At 33.6% G+C, this 16870-nt stretch carries 13 protein-coding genes; 4 read left to right on the forward strand and 9 right to left on the reverse strand.

Going from position 1 to position 16870, the window contains the following annotated elements:
• Nucleotides 1-35: 35 nt before the first annotated feature.
• Complete coding sequence (locus tag JF259_RS13085; protein ID WP_199115785.1) at nucleotides 36-1607, forward strand: sensor histidine kinase; 1572 nt, start codon at nucleotides 36-38, stop codon at nucleotides 1605-1607.
• A 3-nt stretch (nucleotides 1608-1610) separates the two neighbouring features.
• Nucleotides 1611-2315 (forward strand): response regulator transcription factor, encoded by a 705-nt coding sequence (locus tag JF259_RS13090; protein ID WP_199115786.1) that lies wholly within the window; start codon nucleotides 1611-1613, stop codon nucleotides 2313-2315.
• A gap of 139 nt (nucleotides 2316-2454) precedes the next feature.
• On the opposite strand, the gene JF259_RS13095 is transcribed toward JF259_RS13090, so the two are convergent.
• Genes JF259_RS13095 through JF259_RS13115 form a run of 5 tightly spaced genes read right to left on the reverse strand, consistent with a single transcriptional unit; the run spans nucleotide 2455 to nucleotide 7696 of the window.
• Nucleotides 2455-3114: an alpha/beta hydrolase gene (locus JF259_RS13095; RefSeq protein ID WP_199115787.1), complete on the reverse strand. Its 660-nt coding sequence runs from the start codon at nucleotides 3112-3114 to the stop codon at nucleotides 2455-2457.
• Nucleotides 3115-3447 carry a hypothetical protein gene (locus JF259_RS13100; RefSeq protein ID WP_199115788.1) on the reverse strand — a complete coding sequence of 111 codons (333 nt, stop codon included), beginning with the start codon at nucleotides 3445-3447 and terminating at the stop codon, nucleotides 3115-3117.
• Between the two features lie 6 nt (nucleotides 3448-3453).
• Nucleotides 3454-4707, reverse strand: coding sequence for a dihydroorotase (locus JF259_RS13105; protein ID WP_199115789.1), 1254 nt, complete (start codon nucleotides 4705-4707; stop codon nucleotides 3454-3456).
• A complete protein-coding gene (locus JF259_RS13110) occupies nucleotides 4704-6629 on the reverse strand; it encodes a vWA domain-containing protein (RefSeq protein ID WP_199115790.1) in 1926 nt (641 codons plus the stop codon). The genes JF259_RS13105 and JF259_RS13110 overlap by 4 nt, the downstream gene beginning before the upstream one ends.
• A gap of 59 nt (nucleotides 6630-6688) precedes the next feature.
• Nucleotides 6689-7696 carry a glycosyltransferase family 2 protein gene (locus JF259_RS13115; RefSeq protein ID WP_199115800.1) on the reverse strand — a complete coding sequence of 336 codons (1008 nt, stop codon included), beginning with the start codon at nucleotides 7694-7696 and terminating at the stop codon, nucleotides 6689-6691.
• 103 nt (nucleotides 7697-7799) lie between these two features.
• On the opposite strand from JF259_RS13115, the gene JF259_RS13120 reads away from it, so the two are divergent.
• Nucleotides 7800-9689, forward strand: coding sequence for a M61 family metallopeptidase (locus JF259_RS13120; protein ID WP_199115791.1), 1890 nt, complete (start codon nucleotides 7800-7802; stop codon nucleotides 9687-9689).
• 84 nt (nucleotides 9690-9773) lie between these two features.
• On the opposite strand, the gene JF259_RS13125 is transcribed toward JF259_RS13120, so the two are convergent.
• Nucleotides 9774-11258: a S10 family peptidase gene (locus JF259_RS13125; protein ID WP_199115792.1), complete on the reverse strand. Its 1485-nt coding sequence runs from the start codon at nucleotides 11256-11258 to the stop codon at nucleotides 9774-9776.
• 86 nt (nucleotides 11259-11344) lie between these two features.
• Nucleotides 11345-12109 (reverse strand): TIGR02757 family protein, encoded by a 765-nt coding sequence (locus JF259_RS13130; RefSeq protein WP_199115793.1) that lies wholly within the window; start codon nucleotides 12107-12109, stop codon nucleotides 11345-11347.
• 387 nt (nucleotides 12110-12496) lie between these two features.
• On the opposite strand from JF259_RS13130, the gene JF259_RS13135 reads away from it, so the two are divergent.
• Nucleotides 12497-13306 (forward strand): hypothetical protein, encoded by an 810-nt coding sequence (locus tag JF259_RS13135; RefSeq protein WP_199115794.1) that lies wholly within the window; start codon nucleotides 12497-12499, stop codon nucleotides 13304-13306.
• A gap of 30 nt (nucleotides 13307-13336) precedes the next feature.
• Here the strand turns inward: JF259_RS13135 and JF259_RS13140 are convergent, their stop codons facing one another.
• Both JF259_RS13140 and JF259_RS13145 read right to left on the reverse strand, forming a co-directional pair.
• Nucleotides 13337-14002 carry an ABC transporter ATP-binding protein gene (locus tag JF259_RS13140; protein WP_199115795.1) on the reverse strand — a complete coding sequence of 222 codons (666 nt, stop codon included), beginning with the start codon at nucleotides 14000-14002 and terminating at the stop codon, nucleotides 13337-13339.
• Between the two features lie 52 nt (nucleotides 14003-14054).
• Nucleotides 14055-16490, reverse strand: a complete 2436-nt coding sequence (locus JF259_RS13145) for a DUF5916 domain-containing protein (protein WP_199115796.1) — start codon at nucleotides 16488-16490, stop codon at nucleotides 14055-14057.
• Nucleotides 16491-16870 lie beyond the last annotated feature (380 nt).

The raw sequence follows: 16870 nt of genomic DNA on the forward strand, positions 1-16870 counted from the left end.
ACTTAGCTAAATGTTAAAATGTTAATTTTGGTCAGATGAGCAAAAAAATATTTGTCCTATTGGTTATTTTAATGAGTTTGTCACTTATAGGAATCATATTTGTGCAGGCTTATTATATAAAGGATTCGGTCGAGAATGAGAAAAAGCGTTTTGAATTTAATGTTAATAAGGCATTAAGTTACGTTTCGAACACCATCGAAAAGGACGAACTTAACAAGTATTTTGAGAGGTATCAAAGTTTGGATAAAGAGAAAAGAAGGGATACCGCTTCAATTTCGCAACTGTTCATTTATCAAAAAAATAATAATACAAAAGAAACGTTAATTTACAAGCAATCCATTAGGGAAGAGGATTATAAGTTGTCGTCGTCCCTGCTAGACATAGGATTGGATAGTTTGATGGTTCAAGAGATTATTGGAAGCTCAAGTGCCGAAATATATAGTAATATTGATTTTTCGGAAAAGGATTTGAATAAATCTCCTATTGTACAGTTAGCTAATAGTGTTGACATGTCTGAAGCAGAACGAAATTTTTTGGATAAGAATTTGAAAGCTGCTTTAAGCAAAATACCAGTACATAAACGTGTTTCGAAATTAGAAATAAAGGAATTGTTATCAAGGAAATTAAAAGAGGATGGTATTGATTTAGATTATGAATTTGCAGTTTATAGCAACGATTTGGCTACTAAAGTACAAAGCGATCGCTTTGAATACGACAAGGCATCTACATTTAGTATTCCTATTTTTTATGATGAAAATAATAGGAGCTACTATAAATTATTAGTGAATTTCGCGGATGATCGTAAGTTTATTTTATCATCCATAATGGGGATGATAATGATGTCTATCATTTTTACGTCAATAATTATTATAGCTTATACAAGTGCTTTATTTCAGTTAGTTAAACAGCGTAAAATATCGCAGATAAAAACGGATTTTATTAATAACATGACGCATGAGTTTAAAACGCCTATTGCAACCATTAATTTGGCTTTAGATGCTATTAAAAATCCTAAGATAATAGAAGACAAGGATAAGGTGAAGCGATACCTCAATATGATACGTGAAGAAAATAAACGTATGCATGCACAAGTTGAGAATGTACTAAGGATATCCAAACTGGAAAAAAACGAGCTAAATATTGGTAAAGACCGTGTCGATTTACATGATTTGGCAGTAGATGCCATAGCACATGTAGAGCTTTTAGTAGAGGACAGGGAAGGGTATATAAAAACCCATTTTGAAGCTGAAAAATCATCTGTATTGGCCAACGAAACACATTTTACCAATGTTATAGTCAATATTTTGGATAATGCTATAAAGTATTCTCCCAATACACCAAAAATAGAGGTATATACAGAAAATGTAGGTACAAATATTTTGTTAAAAGTTAAAGACCATGGTAGCGGTATGAGTAAAGCAGCTGCCAAACGGGTGTTCGAAAAATTTTACAGAGAGCATACCGGTAATATACATAACGTTAAAGGACACGGACTAGGTTTGGCTTATGTAAAGCGCATAGTAGAAGACCACCAAGGTTATGTGTCTGTAGAAAGCGAAAAAGATAACGGAAGTACATTTACAATAAAACTTCCAATAATAACATAAGATATGGAAGCACAAAACAAGAAAATTTTATTAGTTGAAGATGATCCTAATTTTGGAACTGTTCTAAAAGATTATTTAGTAATGAACGATTACAATGTTGTTCATGCAAAAAACGGTATGGAAGGTTTTGAGAAATTTAAAAAGGACGATTTCGATTTATGTATTCTTGATGTTATGATGCCCTATAAAGATGGCTTTACATTGGCTAAGGAAATACGCGAAAAAAACACTGATGTTCCTATTGTGTTTTTAACAGCTAAAGCTATGAAAGAGGATGTTTTAAAGGGGTATAAAGTAGGAGCAGACGACTATTTAAATAAGCCTTTTGATAGTGAAGTGTTGTTAATGAAAATTAAGGCCATAATTCAGCGTAAGGCAACCGAGACGATTTCCGATAGTAAACAATTTGAGTTTAAAATAGGAGATTTCGATTTAAATTCTAAGCTACGTTTCTTACGTTATAAAGGAGGAGAACCTATAAAGTTGTCTCCTAAGGAAAATGAATTGTTACGTTTATTAGCACTCCATGAAAACGATTTGATGCCACGTGAATTAGCGCTTACTAAAATATGGCGCGACGATAATTACTTTACCTCTCGTAGTATGGATGTGTATATAGCCAAATTACGTAAGTATTTAAAGTTGGACGAAAAGGTAGAAATTTTGAATATCCACGGTGAAGGCTTTAGGCTAGTGGTTAACGATTAAGTGAAGTGGTTTAAACTTTTTCACTTCAATCCCCAAAAAGCTTAAACCCTATATTCACTATATAGAATGTATAAAAGTAGGAGAACCAACTGAGAATACTTAGTCTGGTTCTTTTTTATGCCTTGTTTTGTAATAGAGACTAGCGAATACGCTTAATTAACCAATCTTTGAATTCGTAAAAATTTTGTGGAGCCACACCGTGACCTACAGGGAATTCAGAGTATATGTGTTTAATTTTTAAGTCACTTAAAAAAGGAGGCGTTTTTCTAGCCCAAGCAACTGGAATAACCTGATCGACACTGCCGTGTGAGCAATAAAAATCCAAATTTAAATAATCTTTTTCGTTTAAATTTTTTGGAAGAATGTCCGGATATATATAGCCACTTAGTGCAATTATATTTTTAACCTTTTCGGGATAGTTTAAAGCAACGGCATAACTTAATATGGCGCCTTGGCTAAACCCAAGTAGTGAGATGCTTTCTTTATCAACAGGATACGTGTTTACAACTTCATCAATAAATCTAGCTATTAAATCACGGGATGCAGTAGCTTGTTCGTTGTCATTCCATTTTCCTAGATCGGCATCAAAATTAATTGCATACCATGCGTTACCGTATGGATGCATAGGATAGGGCGCTCTTGCCGAAACAATGAAAAGTTCTTCTGGCAGTTCGCTTGCAAACGAAAACAAATCGTTTTCATCACTACCATAGCCATGAAACATGATAAGCAATGGTGCGTTTGCTTTACGATTCGATTCACGAATAATGTGATGTAAAGAGAGTGTTGTGTCTGTCATTTATCGGCCAATTGATGCAAACCATTTTTGAAATAATTCTCCTAAGAGTGGTACTGCCTGTGCTTTTCCGCCAATAGCATTAATAAATCCATAAATAAAGAGTACCCCAAAAAATATCCAAAAGCCAAAAGTAGCAAGCCAGTTATCAAAGGCACTTACCACCCAAGCTAAAACGAAATAAGTAAGCCAGAGCCCTAAAGCTTGTCTAATATGAAAGTTTGTAAATGGATTCTTTTTGTCGTTATTCATAAAGAAGGCAATAATGGTACCAATAATTGTAATATAGCTAACAATTGCCAAGCCTTTACCTGTTTCAATATCTTGTTGGTTCATAATTATTTAATTTAAGGATATTTTGCCATTTGCTATTATACCGTATACTTTGCCCTTTAAAGTTTCATTCTCAAAAATAGCATTATGGGATTTAGAATTGATGTGCTTTTTAGAAAAAGTATATGCGCCTACAGGGTTGAAAAGAGCTATATTTAGAGGGTTACCTATTTTTATTGGTGAGGACTTTACTCCAAAACGTGCTTTCCCCAGAGTTAGAAGCTCAATGGTTTTGTCTAAGTCAAATTTGGTTTGTAGCGCACCAAAAGCACTTTCCAATCCAATAGTGCCATAGGCAGCATGATCGAATTCAATTTTTTTGTGTTCAATATCTATGGGGTTATGATCACTTGTAACCATGTCTATCGTTCCATCTTTAAGGCCTTCTATTAAAGCTTCAATATCCTTTTGTGTACGTAATGGTGGCAGTACCTTATAATGTGTATTAAACCCGTTTAGAACATCGTCGGTAAAATATAAATTATGAATGGCAACACTGCAACTTACATCTAAGCCTTTACTTTTAGCTTCTTTAATTAATGCTACCGATTCTACTGTCGATATGGTAGGTATATGCAATTTTCCACCGGTATATTCTAGCAAAAATAAGTCCCGGGCAACCTGCATAGATTCAGCTAAAGCTGGTATGCCCTTTAAACCAAGGGTAGTGCTTGTCACATTTTCGTTCATGACACCATGTCCCACAATTTTATTTTCTTGTGGAAAGGAGCATACCAAACCGTCAAAATTACTTGCATATTGTAAGGCAATTTTCAAGAGGTTTGGGTTGGTTATCGGCTTTTTATAATCATAAAAAGCAACAGCACCAGCCGTATTCATATCGTAAAGCTCTGCTAAATCCTCACCTTTACTAGCATAAGTGAGCGCCCCAATTGGTAAAAGTTTAACAGCATGCCCGTTAGCTTTTGAATTTACAAAAGTAATATTAGAATTGGAGTCAATTACCGGGTAAGAGTTGGCATTCATCCCTACTGCCGTAAAACCAGATGCGGCAGCAGTATTAAGACCATTTTCTATAGTTTCTCGTTCCTCAAAACCAGGTTCCCCAAAACAAACACTACTGTCAAACCATCCTTGCGATATGTGTAGGTTGTCTAATTGAATTTCTTGGTAATCCTTTGTGTTTTCAATGGAGTTGGCAATTTTCGAGATTACGCCGTCTTCAATTAATAGATCTTGAGTTTTGTTGTGAAATTCACTACTGGGATCAATAATTGTAGCAGATTTTATAAGTATGTTCATTTAAAATATTTTAAGATGAGCATTTCAATGATCAATAAAATTAATGCAAAAATAACAAACCATTTCCACAGGGCATTAACTTTTGTATCACTTTTTATAGCATTAAAAATATCGGTGATAGAATTATTTACGCTACCTTGTTTTAAACTCGAAAGATCCCTGTAAATCAAATTGCTTTCACTCCTGTCGTAGTTGTAGCTTACATTTTTAATGGTCTTGTTTTTGTTTTTTATTTCATATACACCAGACAAAGCAGGGGCTTCAAAGGTATTGATAACAACTTTGTTGTTGAAATATTGTTGTTTTGGTATAATACGAATAGGGTCATTAACCAAAGCTAAAATGTCATCTTGTTGAAGTTGCGTCTCTATATCATAGCTGTTTTGTTTACCTATTGTATAGTATAAATTTGGTGTTTTAAAGCTAGAACGCCCTATGTTATATAAGGTTGGAACAATTAAAGGTGAGTTTTTAAAGTTAGAATTCGTAGCATTCAATGCAGCTGTAAAGATATAGGCATTGTTACTTTTTAATAAAAAGGATTGGCCGTCTTCAAATTGTAACGCAGGACTCCCCAAATTACCAGAAACGGTATAAAAGCTATTTAATTTTGGATATTGGAAGTTCTTAACTTGTTTTTCGAATACACCGTTACTGAATAAAGGGTGGGAATAATTGATTGTTGTAATACGTTTTTCGGCTTCTATAACAGCATTAAAAGAGGTGTTGTAATTTGATAACAGTGTATTATAAGTGGTCTGGTTAATGGTTGCTGATGGGATTATAATTATGGAACCACCTTGACTTGTAAAGAGTTTTAGCGCAGAAATGAGCGCGTTAGGGAGTGTCTCCAGCTCATTTAATATAATAAGATGTTGCTTGTCTAATATATTATAGTTTAACTGCTCCTCTAAAGTTGAAAGATAATTAAATTCATCAGCTGTATAAATACGTTTCAAAAAAGAATCATCGGAAGCATTTATGCTCAGTACATTTATTTTAGTGTTATTGGTGATATTAAAAAATAAGTTATTATCGAAAGCAAGATTAACATCATTAACTGCTATTCTTCCATTTATGATATCTTTGGTTGGAATCGAAAAGTTTGTCTGTGCAATTTGATCTATAGAGATCGATGTTTTGGCTATTAAGGTGTCATTGTTAAATAGGGATACAGGTAAGTTCTCAATATGCTCCCCGCTATTTTTTATATTTACAGTAAGTTCAATGCTTGAGGCCGTTGTTTTTGATACAAATACACTGTCAATGGCAACATTATTATTGTTAACCGGTTGTAATTTAACAAGGTGTAATTTTTCAAGAGAATCAGTTGCAGGTTTGAAATCAGAGGCATCGAGTTGAAAATCTGATATAAATACCAGATTTTTTAAAGTGTTTTTTCTTTTGCTAAAAAGGGATTTAGCTTTTAAAATGGCGGCTTGGTTGGTTAGTGCACTCGAAGTATACTCCAATTGCAACAATTCATTCTTAATGGTTTTAACATTGGTGTTTTTATATGTGTTATCGTTAGTGATTAAAGAAATCGTTTCATTATCGGGTACATTATTGATAATATCTTGAACGGCACGCTTTAAAAGTTCACCTTGGTTACCTTTGGCCTGCATACTAAACGAGTTATCAAGATAAATAACCGTTTCCTTTTCGGTATTATATGTGCTCTTTTTTGTAGTATATGGTTGGGTAAATGCTAAAATAATGGCGGCAAATAACATGAGTCTTATTGTTAAAACAAGCCATTTTTTTATTTGCGAACTTTTCCGTGTTTTTAATGTAGCGGCCTTTAAAAAGGCCACATTGGTGAAAGCAACTTTTTGAAATCTTCGTAACTGAAATAAATGAACAATTATAGGGATTAACAGTAAAAATAATGCATAAAGAAGTTCGGGGTGTTTAAAATGCATACCTTATAATTTGTTATAAATATAGAAAATGATATTGACTATTGTTGCTTAAAGCGAAGTTAGCAAAAGAATACATAATCTTGTACAGGTTTCATATCAATTTGTTTAAGGTATGCCCTAATTTCCTTTTGAGCTTTTTTGTTTGCCACCGTTATAATACTTTGTGCACTTGTAAGCTGTTTTAAATAGTCAAAGGGTCTTAGTTTTGTACCATAAATATCACGGTCAATTTTATTAGGGTTGTCACATATCCATTCAAATGGAATACCCTTTCTTGTTAAGGTTTTGGCTATGAGCTTACCTTTTGTTCCTGCTCCCCATATTACAAGTGTTCTTTTAGGATCGTAATCTACATCTAAAAAGTAATGGAGTTTTATAGCAGTAAAATGATTTTGTGCGTAGTGGATATGTGTTCTGGACGTACGTGTGTTGTAGTCTCTCCAGTGATGTAGTACATCGTTGCATGGAATACATTTGTATTGGTGCTTATAAAAACGGAATGTTAAATCGTAATCTTCGGGATATCGGTTAGGGTTGAAAGCATCACAAGCTATTAAATCGTCCCGGTGAACCATCCAGCAAGGAGAAGGAATGACACATTCTTTGTAGATTTCAGAATAATTACTGCCTGTTTGGGTTAATTTATTGAGCCATTGTTCGTAGCTTTTATAGCCTTCTTTAACACCACCATCACAAAAGTATTTTACCAGCCCAATAGCAACATGCTGTTTCCCATAATTTAAAAGATTAGTAGCTAATACTTCTAATTTATTTGGAGGCATAATATCATCACTGTCCATTCTAGTAATGAAGTCGCCTTTGCTTAGCTTAAATGCAAGCTTAAGCGCTTCAATTATACCATTGCCTTCATTTTTTATTAGTTTTATTCGGCTGTCATTTTTAGCAAAACGTTCTACTACCTGATAGCTGCTATCCGTAGAATGATCGTCAACTATCAATAATTCCCAATGGGTGTAAGATTGTTTTAAAATGGATTCCAAACACGCAGCTAGATAAGCTTCTGTGTTTTTAAATGGTGTTAGTATACTTATTAAGGGCTTTTGCATCATGCGAATATACATAATTCATCTTTTAACAGAACCTTAAGAAAAAGGCATGTAACATAATAGTATTTTCGGCATTTACAAACAGAACATATAATTAGGAAGAATGAAAATCAATAGGTTTACTGCATTATTGGCAGGTGCTTTAATAGTAAGTTGTAATGCAACGAAGACGAAAAACGATTTGGCAACAAATTTACCAATAGAGACAACCATTCGTTTGGATCAGGTGGTTGATGATAAAGCCCCTGTTACAATTGATCCAGGTAGGTTTACAGTCGAAACGGTAACATATCATTTACCAAAAGTGATACAGGGTACTTACTCTGTAAGTGATTTTGGAAAGTACATTGAAGCCTTCAAAGCTTACGATTATAAAGGGAATGAAATGGAAGTGACAAAGAATGATACTAATTCATGGACTATTGCCAATGCTAAGAAGTTAGATAAAATAACCTATTTGGTAAACGATACTTACGATTTAGAAGTTGAAGGGGGTATTGGAGGCGAACAGCCTTTTTCTCCTGCAGGGACTAATATCGAACCAAACAATTATGTGCTAAACCTCCACGGATTTATAGGTTATTTTGATGTTTTAAAAAACAATCAATATAAATTGGATGTAACTGCACCTAGTAACTTTGCTAGAACATCAGCTTTACAAAATACAGGAACAAAAGTTAGTGATGATGGAAAATACAGCACTAGCAGCTATTTTGCTACCCGTTATTTTGAAATTACAGACAACCCTATGATGTATGGTAATTTGGATGTTGAAGAATTTAAGGTAGGTGATATAAAAATAGTATTAAGTGTTTACTCGCCCAATAAAGTACATTCGGCCAAATCATTAAAGGAAACTATTTTTAAGATGATGCAAGCACAAAAAAACTATTTGGGAGCTATTAATACAACGCCACGCTATGATATATATTTATACCTGTCGGATGGAAAAGAAGATTCACCAAAGGGATTTGGTGCTTTAGAGCATCACACGTCTACTGTGGTCGTTATGCCAGAGTCTATGTCTAAGGAAGCTTTAGATGAGGGCATGATCGATGTGGTTTCCCATGAGTTTTTTCATATTGTAACACCTTTAAGTGTACACTCTGAAGATGTGCATTATTTCGATTACAATAAGCCTACATTTTCAAAGCATTTATGGATGTACGAAGGGGTAACCGAATATTTCGCAACTTTATTTCAAGTCAATCAAGAATTGGTATCCGAAGAAGCATTTTACAGTAAGCTTATGTATAAAATCCAATATTCGCTTGGCATGGACGATACTATGAGCTTTACCGAAATGAGTGAACGTATTTTAGAAGAACCTTATGCTTCCCAGTATATAAATGTTTACCAAAAAGGTGCTTTAATAGGTATGTGTATAGATATCTTGATGCGAGAGGAGAGTAACGGGAGTAGAGGTATTTTATCACTTATGAAGGAATTGTCAAATAAATATGGAAAGCATAAACCATTTGAAGATGATAAGATAATTGATGAAATTGTAGCCATGACCTATCCTTCTTTAAGAACATTTTTCGATACACATGTTATAGGAACCACACCAATTGATTATGAAGCATATTTTAATAAGGTAGGTTTAAAAGTAGCAGAAGCTAAGGTAAAAACGAATTTTGTTCAAAATGCAGGAACGTTGATTATAGGTGCAAACCCTAATTACGGAACCGTGTTTTTTACTGATTTGGTAGCTGATAATAGTTTTTGGGCTGATCAAGGTGTAAAATCTGGTGATATTATTAAAACTGTTAACGGCACGGAACTTACTATGCAAAATGTAAATGAACTTCTAACAGAGATGTTTATGTGGAAACCAGGTAAAGAAATAGAGGTTAAACTAAATAGAGAAGGAGAAGATATTGTTATTAAAACAATTACAACCCAACCTTATACCAAAGGAGAAAGTATTCAAGTAAATGAAAACGCAAGTGAATCACAAATAAAATTACGTGAAGCTTGGCTAAAAGGTTAAGAGTAAATGAACAATAATAAAAAGCGCCTGTTGTACGTTACTACAATAGGCGTTTTTTATTGATTAATATTATAGTGATTAAGTTTAGTATTTAGCCGATTTTCCGTTAGATAAAGAGTTTTTTATGAAAGTTCTTAGGTCATCGTTTGCAGTTACCAAGTCCTCTTGTCTAAGGTACATCATATGACCACTTCTGTATCCTTTAAACGTAAGACGATCTTTCATTTTTCCACTCGGATCAATTTGCCACATGGTATATTTTGCTCCAAAATAGGTAGTGGCTCCATCATAATAACCCGACTGAATAAGCACTTTTAAATATGGATTTACTGCCATGGCTTGTCTCAATTGATCTCTAGTATTATCATTTCTTCTATCCCAAGGGTGTACATTACCAAACATGTTATACTTTATATCGGTTTTAAAGTTGAGGTGTTCTTTAATATAATAGTTGATGGCAGGAGTGAAGGAGTGCATCCATGAAGTTAATTCTGGACTATAATCTGGGCTGTCACCAGCTTCTCTTTTGTCAATTCCCAAATATCTGGAGTCTAACCTACCTATGGTATGGCCTGTTTTGTTTCTTAATAATTCTTTCCAAAAGAAACTGGTGGGAACATCTAAGTTATTTTGTAAAATAGCTGTTTTGCTCAATCCAGAGTAATAACTCATTTTTTGAGCAACTTCTTGTTTTTCATTGTTAGAAATAAATCCACCTTTTGCTATTGCAGGCATGAGTGTATTGATTGTATAATCTTCAACTTCTGGTAATATGTCGAGTAAGTCCTTTTGTTGTAATGCACTAGGTAATGCTTTTTGGTACCAGGCTGCAGCTGTAAAATAAGGTAAGTTTAAAGCCGAATAAATTGGTTGGCTTGTACTGTATAGTTTATAATCGGCAGGAGATACTAAAATAACACCATTTAAATACATCCATTGGCTACTTTGCAACTCATTGGCAAGTCCCATTACGCGGGTACCACCATAACTTTCCCCAATAATGTATTTTGGAGATTTCCATCTATTATTTCTGGTAACAAAGGTGTTTATCCATTCAGCTAAATATTTAATATCCGCATTGATACCAAAAAAGGTTTCTCTTTCTGGGAGCTTTCCTTCCTTATTAGGAAGCATTCTTGAATAACCAGTATTCACAGGGTTTACATACACGATATCGGCTATATCCAATATAGAATTTGGATTGTCTTTTACGCCATAGGGTTGAATGGGATAGCCTTCTTTATCAATATTTAAAATTTTAGGACCTGTATAAGCAATGTGCATCCATACAGAAGCAGAACCTGGCCCTCCATTAAAAGAGATGATAAGTGGTCTGTTATCTTTGTTTTTAACGTTACTGCGTTGGTAATAAGTATAAAACAGACTAGCAATTGGTTCGCCGTTTCCATTCCATACTGGCTGTGTGCCCGTTGTGGCTGTGTACGATAAATTGATGCCTTTTATGGCTGCGCTGTGTGAAGTAACAACTATAGTATCGGCTGGTATTTTTCTATTTTGTGCATATGTAATAGCACTTATTAGACAGAGAAAAGCGAGTAGTTTTTTCATTGATAATGGTATAAATTAGTTTTTTAACGGACTAATTTACTGTTTTGTGTTTGCGGCGTAAAAGAATTAACATACGTTAACACTCTTTAAAAGCCTTCAAATACACCTAATCCGAATAAAGCAAAATCATACTTAACAGGATCATTATTATCCAATTCTCTTAAAGACGTATCTAATTCTAGGAGTGCTTTTGCATCATTTTGTTTTCTGGTAAGTAGACCAAGCTTTCTTGCCACATTGCCAGAATGTACGTCTAACGGACAGGACAATTGACTTGGAGAAAGTCGGTTCCAAATACCAAAATCTACACCTGCATGGTCATTTCTAACCATCCAACGTAAAAACATGTTGATACGTTTGGCTGCCGAATTTTTTAATGGATCACTAACATGCTTTTGGGTTCTTGGCAAATGTTCAATTTCGAAAAATATAGTTTTAAACTTGGAGATGGCCATTTGCAATGAATCGGTTTTTGCATGTTTAACGAAAACCGCTTCCAAACCATCATGATTTTTATAGATGTGTTGTAACGAAGTAATGAATTGTATACAATCATCTCCGTTAAATGTTCTGTGTACAAAAGATAAAAGACGTTCCAGATCGGTTTCTTTGTGGTGCATTACAAAATCAAAGGGCGCATTGTCCATTAACGCCATTAAACGCTTAGCATTTTTTATAATGCTCTTACGGTTGCCCCAAGCAATGGTAGCGGTTAAAAAACCAGCAATTTCAATATCCTCTTTTAAGCTATATTGGTGTGGGATTTGAATAGGGTCGCTTTCAATAAACTTACGATTGTTATATTGACTTACTTTAGCGTCGAGAAAATCTTTGAGGTCTTGCTTGTTCAAGTGCTTAAAATTCAAAAAGTAAAAATACAGATTGTTGCTAAATTAGAAGAAAAATTTAATGCTTTGTTTGCTGCAATTTACCTAATCTATGAATATATATATGATGTGTCTTCCTTGACATTTATTATGCTAATATTGTTTAAGCGCAATCGATGAACGGTAAATATCAATGTTTAATGTTGGTTTTTTAGGCAAAATGTACTAAAATTAAAATTTATGACGTTATTTAGTCATTTTTATAATTACTTAAATTTAAACGTATGAAATGAGCATAAACAAATTTCATCATTGCATACCCCCAACATGATTAAATTTTTTATGCGAATTCCTGAATGTGCAGAAATTTTTAGTTTCTTCATTTTCAAAAAACTATAAAATTTTAAACAGATGAAAAAGATGTTTGCCCCAATCCTTGCACTTATTTTGCTAGGATGCCAAGAAAATGAATTAAAACCCAATACAGATTCTGAATCTGCAATAGAAGCTTTAGTTGAATATACAGTAGTAAATAAAGTTTTTCAGGATGTCGGTAATAATAGTGGAGATGCAATTTTGGAGTCTGAAACCAATACAAGTACTGCCAAGTTAAGTCACACTAAAAATGAAGCTCCGATAATAACAGTTGACCCATCGGATTTTACGACGTTTCCTAAAACGATAACTATCGATTACCAATCTGGTGTGCTTTGTAAAGATGGTATTACCAGAAAGGGAAAGGCCATTATAGTTTCATCTGATTGGTACGGTAAGGAGGGAAGTGAGCACACAACAACTTTCGACAATTATTATCATGAAGACTTTAAAGTTGAAGGCACACATTATGTGAAAAACTTAGGTAAAAATCAAGATGACAATTTAGAGTATAGTGTGTCCATACAAAATGGAAAAATAACCACAAAGACAGGGGCAACCATCAATTACGTAGAAAATGGAACAAGAACATGGATAGCAGGTGCCGATACACCATTAAATATTTGGGATGATGAATATATGTTGGATGGGACACAATCTGGGATAAGTTCGAAAGGCGTAGAATATTCAATGACAGTAGAAGAACCTTTACATTTTGTATTACTACCTAGGGGTATAGAGTCTGGTATTCTTGACATTGATATAGCTAATATTAGTGATATAAAGCTTAATTACACGACCTCTACAATTACAATTTTAGGAAAATCGTTTCCTTTTGGTAATTAAAAGTTTATAAAATCTAAAATAAAATAGTTTCTAGCTATTTATAATTTTGCCATCAACCATTGTAAGCTTTCTATCGGCTAGATTGGCGAGTTCTTCGTTATGTGTGACTATAACAAAGGTTTGTCCAAATTCGTCACGAAGTTTAAAAAAGAGATTGTGCAATGTTTCGGCCGATTCACTATCGAGGTTACCAGAGGGCTCGTCGGCAAAAATTAAATCAGGGTTATTAATAAGTGCTCTCGCAACAGCAGTACGTTGTTGTTCGCCTCCCGATAATTCATTGGGTTTGTGGTGGTAGCGGTGCGATAAGCCTAAGAAATCCAATAATTCTTTAGCTCTTTTTTCGGCATCAGCCTTTTTGGTGCCTTTAATGAAAGCAGGTAAGCATACATTTTCTAAAGCGGTAAACTCGGGGAGCAATTGGTGAAACTGAAATATAAACCCAATATGCTCGTTTCTAAATTTAGCAATAGCCCTCTCTTTAAGAGCTGTAATATTATGGTGGTTAATGTTTAGTTCAAAATGCTCTTTTTTAGAAGCGTTATCTAAAGTGCCCAATATTTGTAATAAAGTAGTTTTTCCTGCTCCGGAAGCACCTACAATCGAAACGATTTCTCCTTTTTTAACATGTATGTCAACACCTCTTAAAACGTGTAAATCGTTATAATATTTATGAATGTTTTTTGCTTGAATCATTATTTTATTTTCGAACAATGAAAGTAATACATTGCAATCTATTGTACAAACTTTAACTGCTTTTGTGTTGCAACGATTTCTTAAAGTTATTGTAATCTATATAGTAAACGAAACGCATAGAAAAAACTTGTCGCATAGGTTCATTTAAAATGTTTTTTAAACTAATTAAATAATCATCTTTTGAAGCTGTTGTATTGCTTAATAGCTGGTTTCTATATAGGGCTATAAGTTGGCTTCCGGGAGCAAAATCCCAAGTGTATTTCAAATCTAAATTCCAAATGTTAAAGTTCCTGTTAGGATCATCAATGTCATGTACGGTATAATTGTCATTGGTCGATAAAGCCCCATCTTCTTGAAGTCGAAATAAACCAAGATCATATGTTGCTGTACTCCAATAATTCCTAAACGATAAAGAGAGTCCGTGCTTTGTGTTGAAATGGTATTTTCCAGAAACAGTGTTTTCAATCGAATTTTGATTGTACTCACCAAAAATAATGTCGTCATTTATTTTGGATACAAAACCACGACCACCTTCTTTTGTGTTATAATCAAAACCGTATGTAAAAATAAGTTTGTCACTTAAACGCAATCGTGGACTAATTTCAAAACCATATCCTATAAAATCCCTTTCATGGTCAAATAAAGTTTCAAATCGTATACGACTATCTATGGCAAAGGTTTTGTTGTAATTTGTAGAGATCCAAAATATTGATTCCAATAAGTTTTTATATATGAAAGCTTTGTTTTCTCTAGATTCATTATAGTCATATTGTTTGCCAATTTTAACGTTTAAGTCAGCTCCAAATGCAAATAAACTTCTTGTTTGAGCGAAGAAATCGACCATAAAATTATTTCCATTATAAGTGTTGGGCTTATGTCTTCTTTTGTAAATTGTTGATACATTAATACTGAAATTATTGAATATTTTAGTAGGCTTAAATATTTTATATGAAAATTTACCTGTAAAGTGACTATAATTATTTTGAAAATTGATTCCTAGGTCATTAATATCATATGCTCTGTTAACAAGTTCGTGTTCAATTCCATATTGAAAATTTCCACTAATCTTCCCGATTTCAATTTTAGAACTGTAACCATTTTGGGAAGCTTCAACATCGCTTAAGCGACTCATTGTAAATTGGGTCTCAATGCCAAATGTATTTTTTTTATTTCTTAAGTTAGTTAAGAATGCAGTAACATTGGCATCTCTATAGCCCCCTTTTCTTGTTACATTGGTATTTACAATACTAACAGAAGAGTTTCTGTTAAATTGTTGGTCTAAGACCACAACATTATAGTTGGCAAAGGGTTCAATAATTTCTGTTCTACTATTTTTAGATATTGTATCTTGTATTTCTGCATTGGTTTTTTCTGTGAATGCATTAAAAAAAGCAATGCCTAGACCCTTTTTTGTGCGTCCAGATAATTTAATTGCATTTAGCATTTTTATGTTTTCTGGAGCATTTATAATTTTTTCATGCTCTTTAAGAGAATTTTTCACGTTTTGATAGGCAACAGGCTTACTGCCAATGCGCCTAGAGTAGAACAAATCACCTTTAGAAAAAAGATTCACACCTTCCTTAAAAAATTGGCGTTGTTCAGAGAACTGTTGTTCGAATGGACCTAGGTTAAGCTGAACGTTGTCAAAACCAGCTTGGCTAAAATCGGGAATTAAGGTGGCGTCAATTGTAAAGTTTTCATTAATGCCATATTTCATATCAAGGCCTAAACTGAAATCGTTATTGGTTTCACTCTTAAAATTATCAAAAAGGTAAGAGGCAAATGGATTAAAACTTAGTCGTGCGGGAGGTTTAATGTTTTTTATTCCTTTTATTTCCCCATGATACAGCCCTTCGTGTCCCTTGGTTGTATTAATTGGGTTCCATGAATATTGGGCTTTTGTTTTTCTAAAATACCTATGGAAATTTACGCCCCAAGTTTGTACGGCTTCATTTGAAAAGCGTAAGGCAGCGTATGGTATTTTAATTTCTACTATCCAGCCGTTTTCTAAAATATTCACAGCGCTTTTCCATACGGCGTTCCACTCAAAATCATCTTTTCCCCCTATTGTAGCTATGGCATCTGCTTGAACTCCAGAGCTAAACACTATAAACTTAGTGTCGTTTTGTGAATCATTATTAGGGTTTAAGGTAACTCCAAAATAATCAGATTGACCAAAATCATCTCTGCTAGTAAGTTGTTTCATAATGTCGCCGGACCGATCTTGTAGAAAGGCTGAAATATAAATAGCATTATCATCATAAGTTATTTTAACTTGATTTTTTTGATGTGCCTTTTCGTTAATCCCCATTTCCGGTTCAAATTGAATAAAATTGGCTGCTTCATTGGCATTTTTCCAAGCCAAGTCATCAAGAATCCCATCTATTTTTGGAGCAGTATCGGTTCTAAAAACTATTAACTCTTTCTTTTCTTGAGCAATTGTTAAAAGTGTATTGAATATTGCAACAAAGACAATGAGTTCTTTCACTTATTTTAAGTTTTAATGTATTTAAGAAGTAAATCCATCCCGTAAGTATACCATTGGATCAAATAGTTAATAAAAGGCTATAGGAAAAACCTAAATGATCTTATTTGTAATACATACAAAATAGTCTTACATTTTTTTTTTGTAAAACTAATTGATAACATTTTTGGTTTTCATAACAATATGTTAAAATAACTTTTATGCATGTTAATGTCTTACAAGTTTAATCAGGAAAAATGGACTAATATTTTTTGATTATTTTTCATTAGTGTCCGACTAAAATACGGATTTATCGAGAAAGGTCAATTTCTTCCAATAAAAGCGTTTACTATACAGTATTCTCCAATAGCAAGGGGGTCATTAAAACAAAGCGAGTTGTTTGT

This window comes from Snuella sedimenti, from assembly GCF_016428595.1.
In the GTDB taxonomy this organism is placed as follows: Bacteria; Bacteroidota; Bacteroidia; order Flavobacteriales; family Flavobacteriaceae; genus Snuella; species Snuella sedimenti.

Excerpts from the sequence above, each read along its gene's own strand:
- JF259_RS13135 (WP_199115794.1), top strand. The coding sequence starts at position 12,497 with ATGAAAAAGATGTTTGCCCCAATCCTTGCACTTATTTTGCTAGGATGC.
- JF259_RS13090 (WP_199115786.1), top strand. The coding sequence starts at position 1,611 with ATGGAAGCACAAAACAAGAAAATTTTATTAGTTGAAGATGATCCTAAT.
- JF259_RS13100 (WP_199115788.1), bottom strand. The coding sequence starts at position 3,447 with ATGAACCAACAAGATATTGAAACAGGTAAAGGCTTGGCAATTGTTAGC.
- JF259_RS13085 (WP_199115785.1), top strand. The coding sequence starts at position 36 with ATGAGCAAAAAAATATTTGTCCTATTGGTTATTTTAATGAGTTTGTCA.
- JF259_RS13120 (WP_199115791.1), top strand. The coding sequence starts at position 7,800 with ATGAAAATCAATAGGTTTACTGCATTATTGGCAGGTGCTTTAATAGTA.
- JF259_RS13105 (WP_199115789.1), bottom strand. The coding sequence starts at position 4,707 with ATGAACATACTTATAAAATCTGCTACAATTATTGATCCCAGTAGTGAA.
- JF259_RS13140 (WP_199115795.1), bottom strand. The coding sequence starts at position 14,002 with ATGATTCAAGCAAAAAACATTCATAAATATTATAACGATTTACACGTT.
- JF259_RS13110 (WP_199115790.1), bottom strand. The coding sequence starts at position 6,629 with ATGCATTTTAAACACCCCGAACTTCTTTATGCATTATTTTTACTGTTA.
- JF259_RS13115 (WP_199115800.1), bottom strand. The coding sequence starts at position 7,696 with ATGCAAAAGCCCTTAATAAGTATACTAACACCATTTAAAAACACAGAA.
- JF259_RS13125 (WP_199115792.1), bottom strand. The coding sequence starts at position 11,258 with ATGAAAAAACTACTCGCTTTTCTCTGTCTAATAAGTGCTATTACATAT.
- JF259_RS13095 (WP_199115787.1), bottom strand. The coding sequence starts at position 3,114 with ATGACAGACACAACACTCTCTTTACATCACATTATTCGTGAATCGAAT.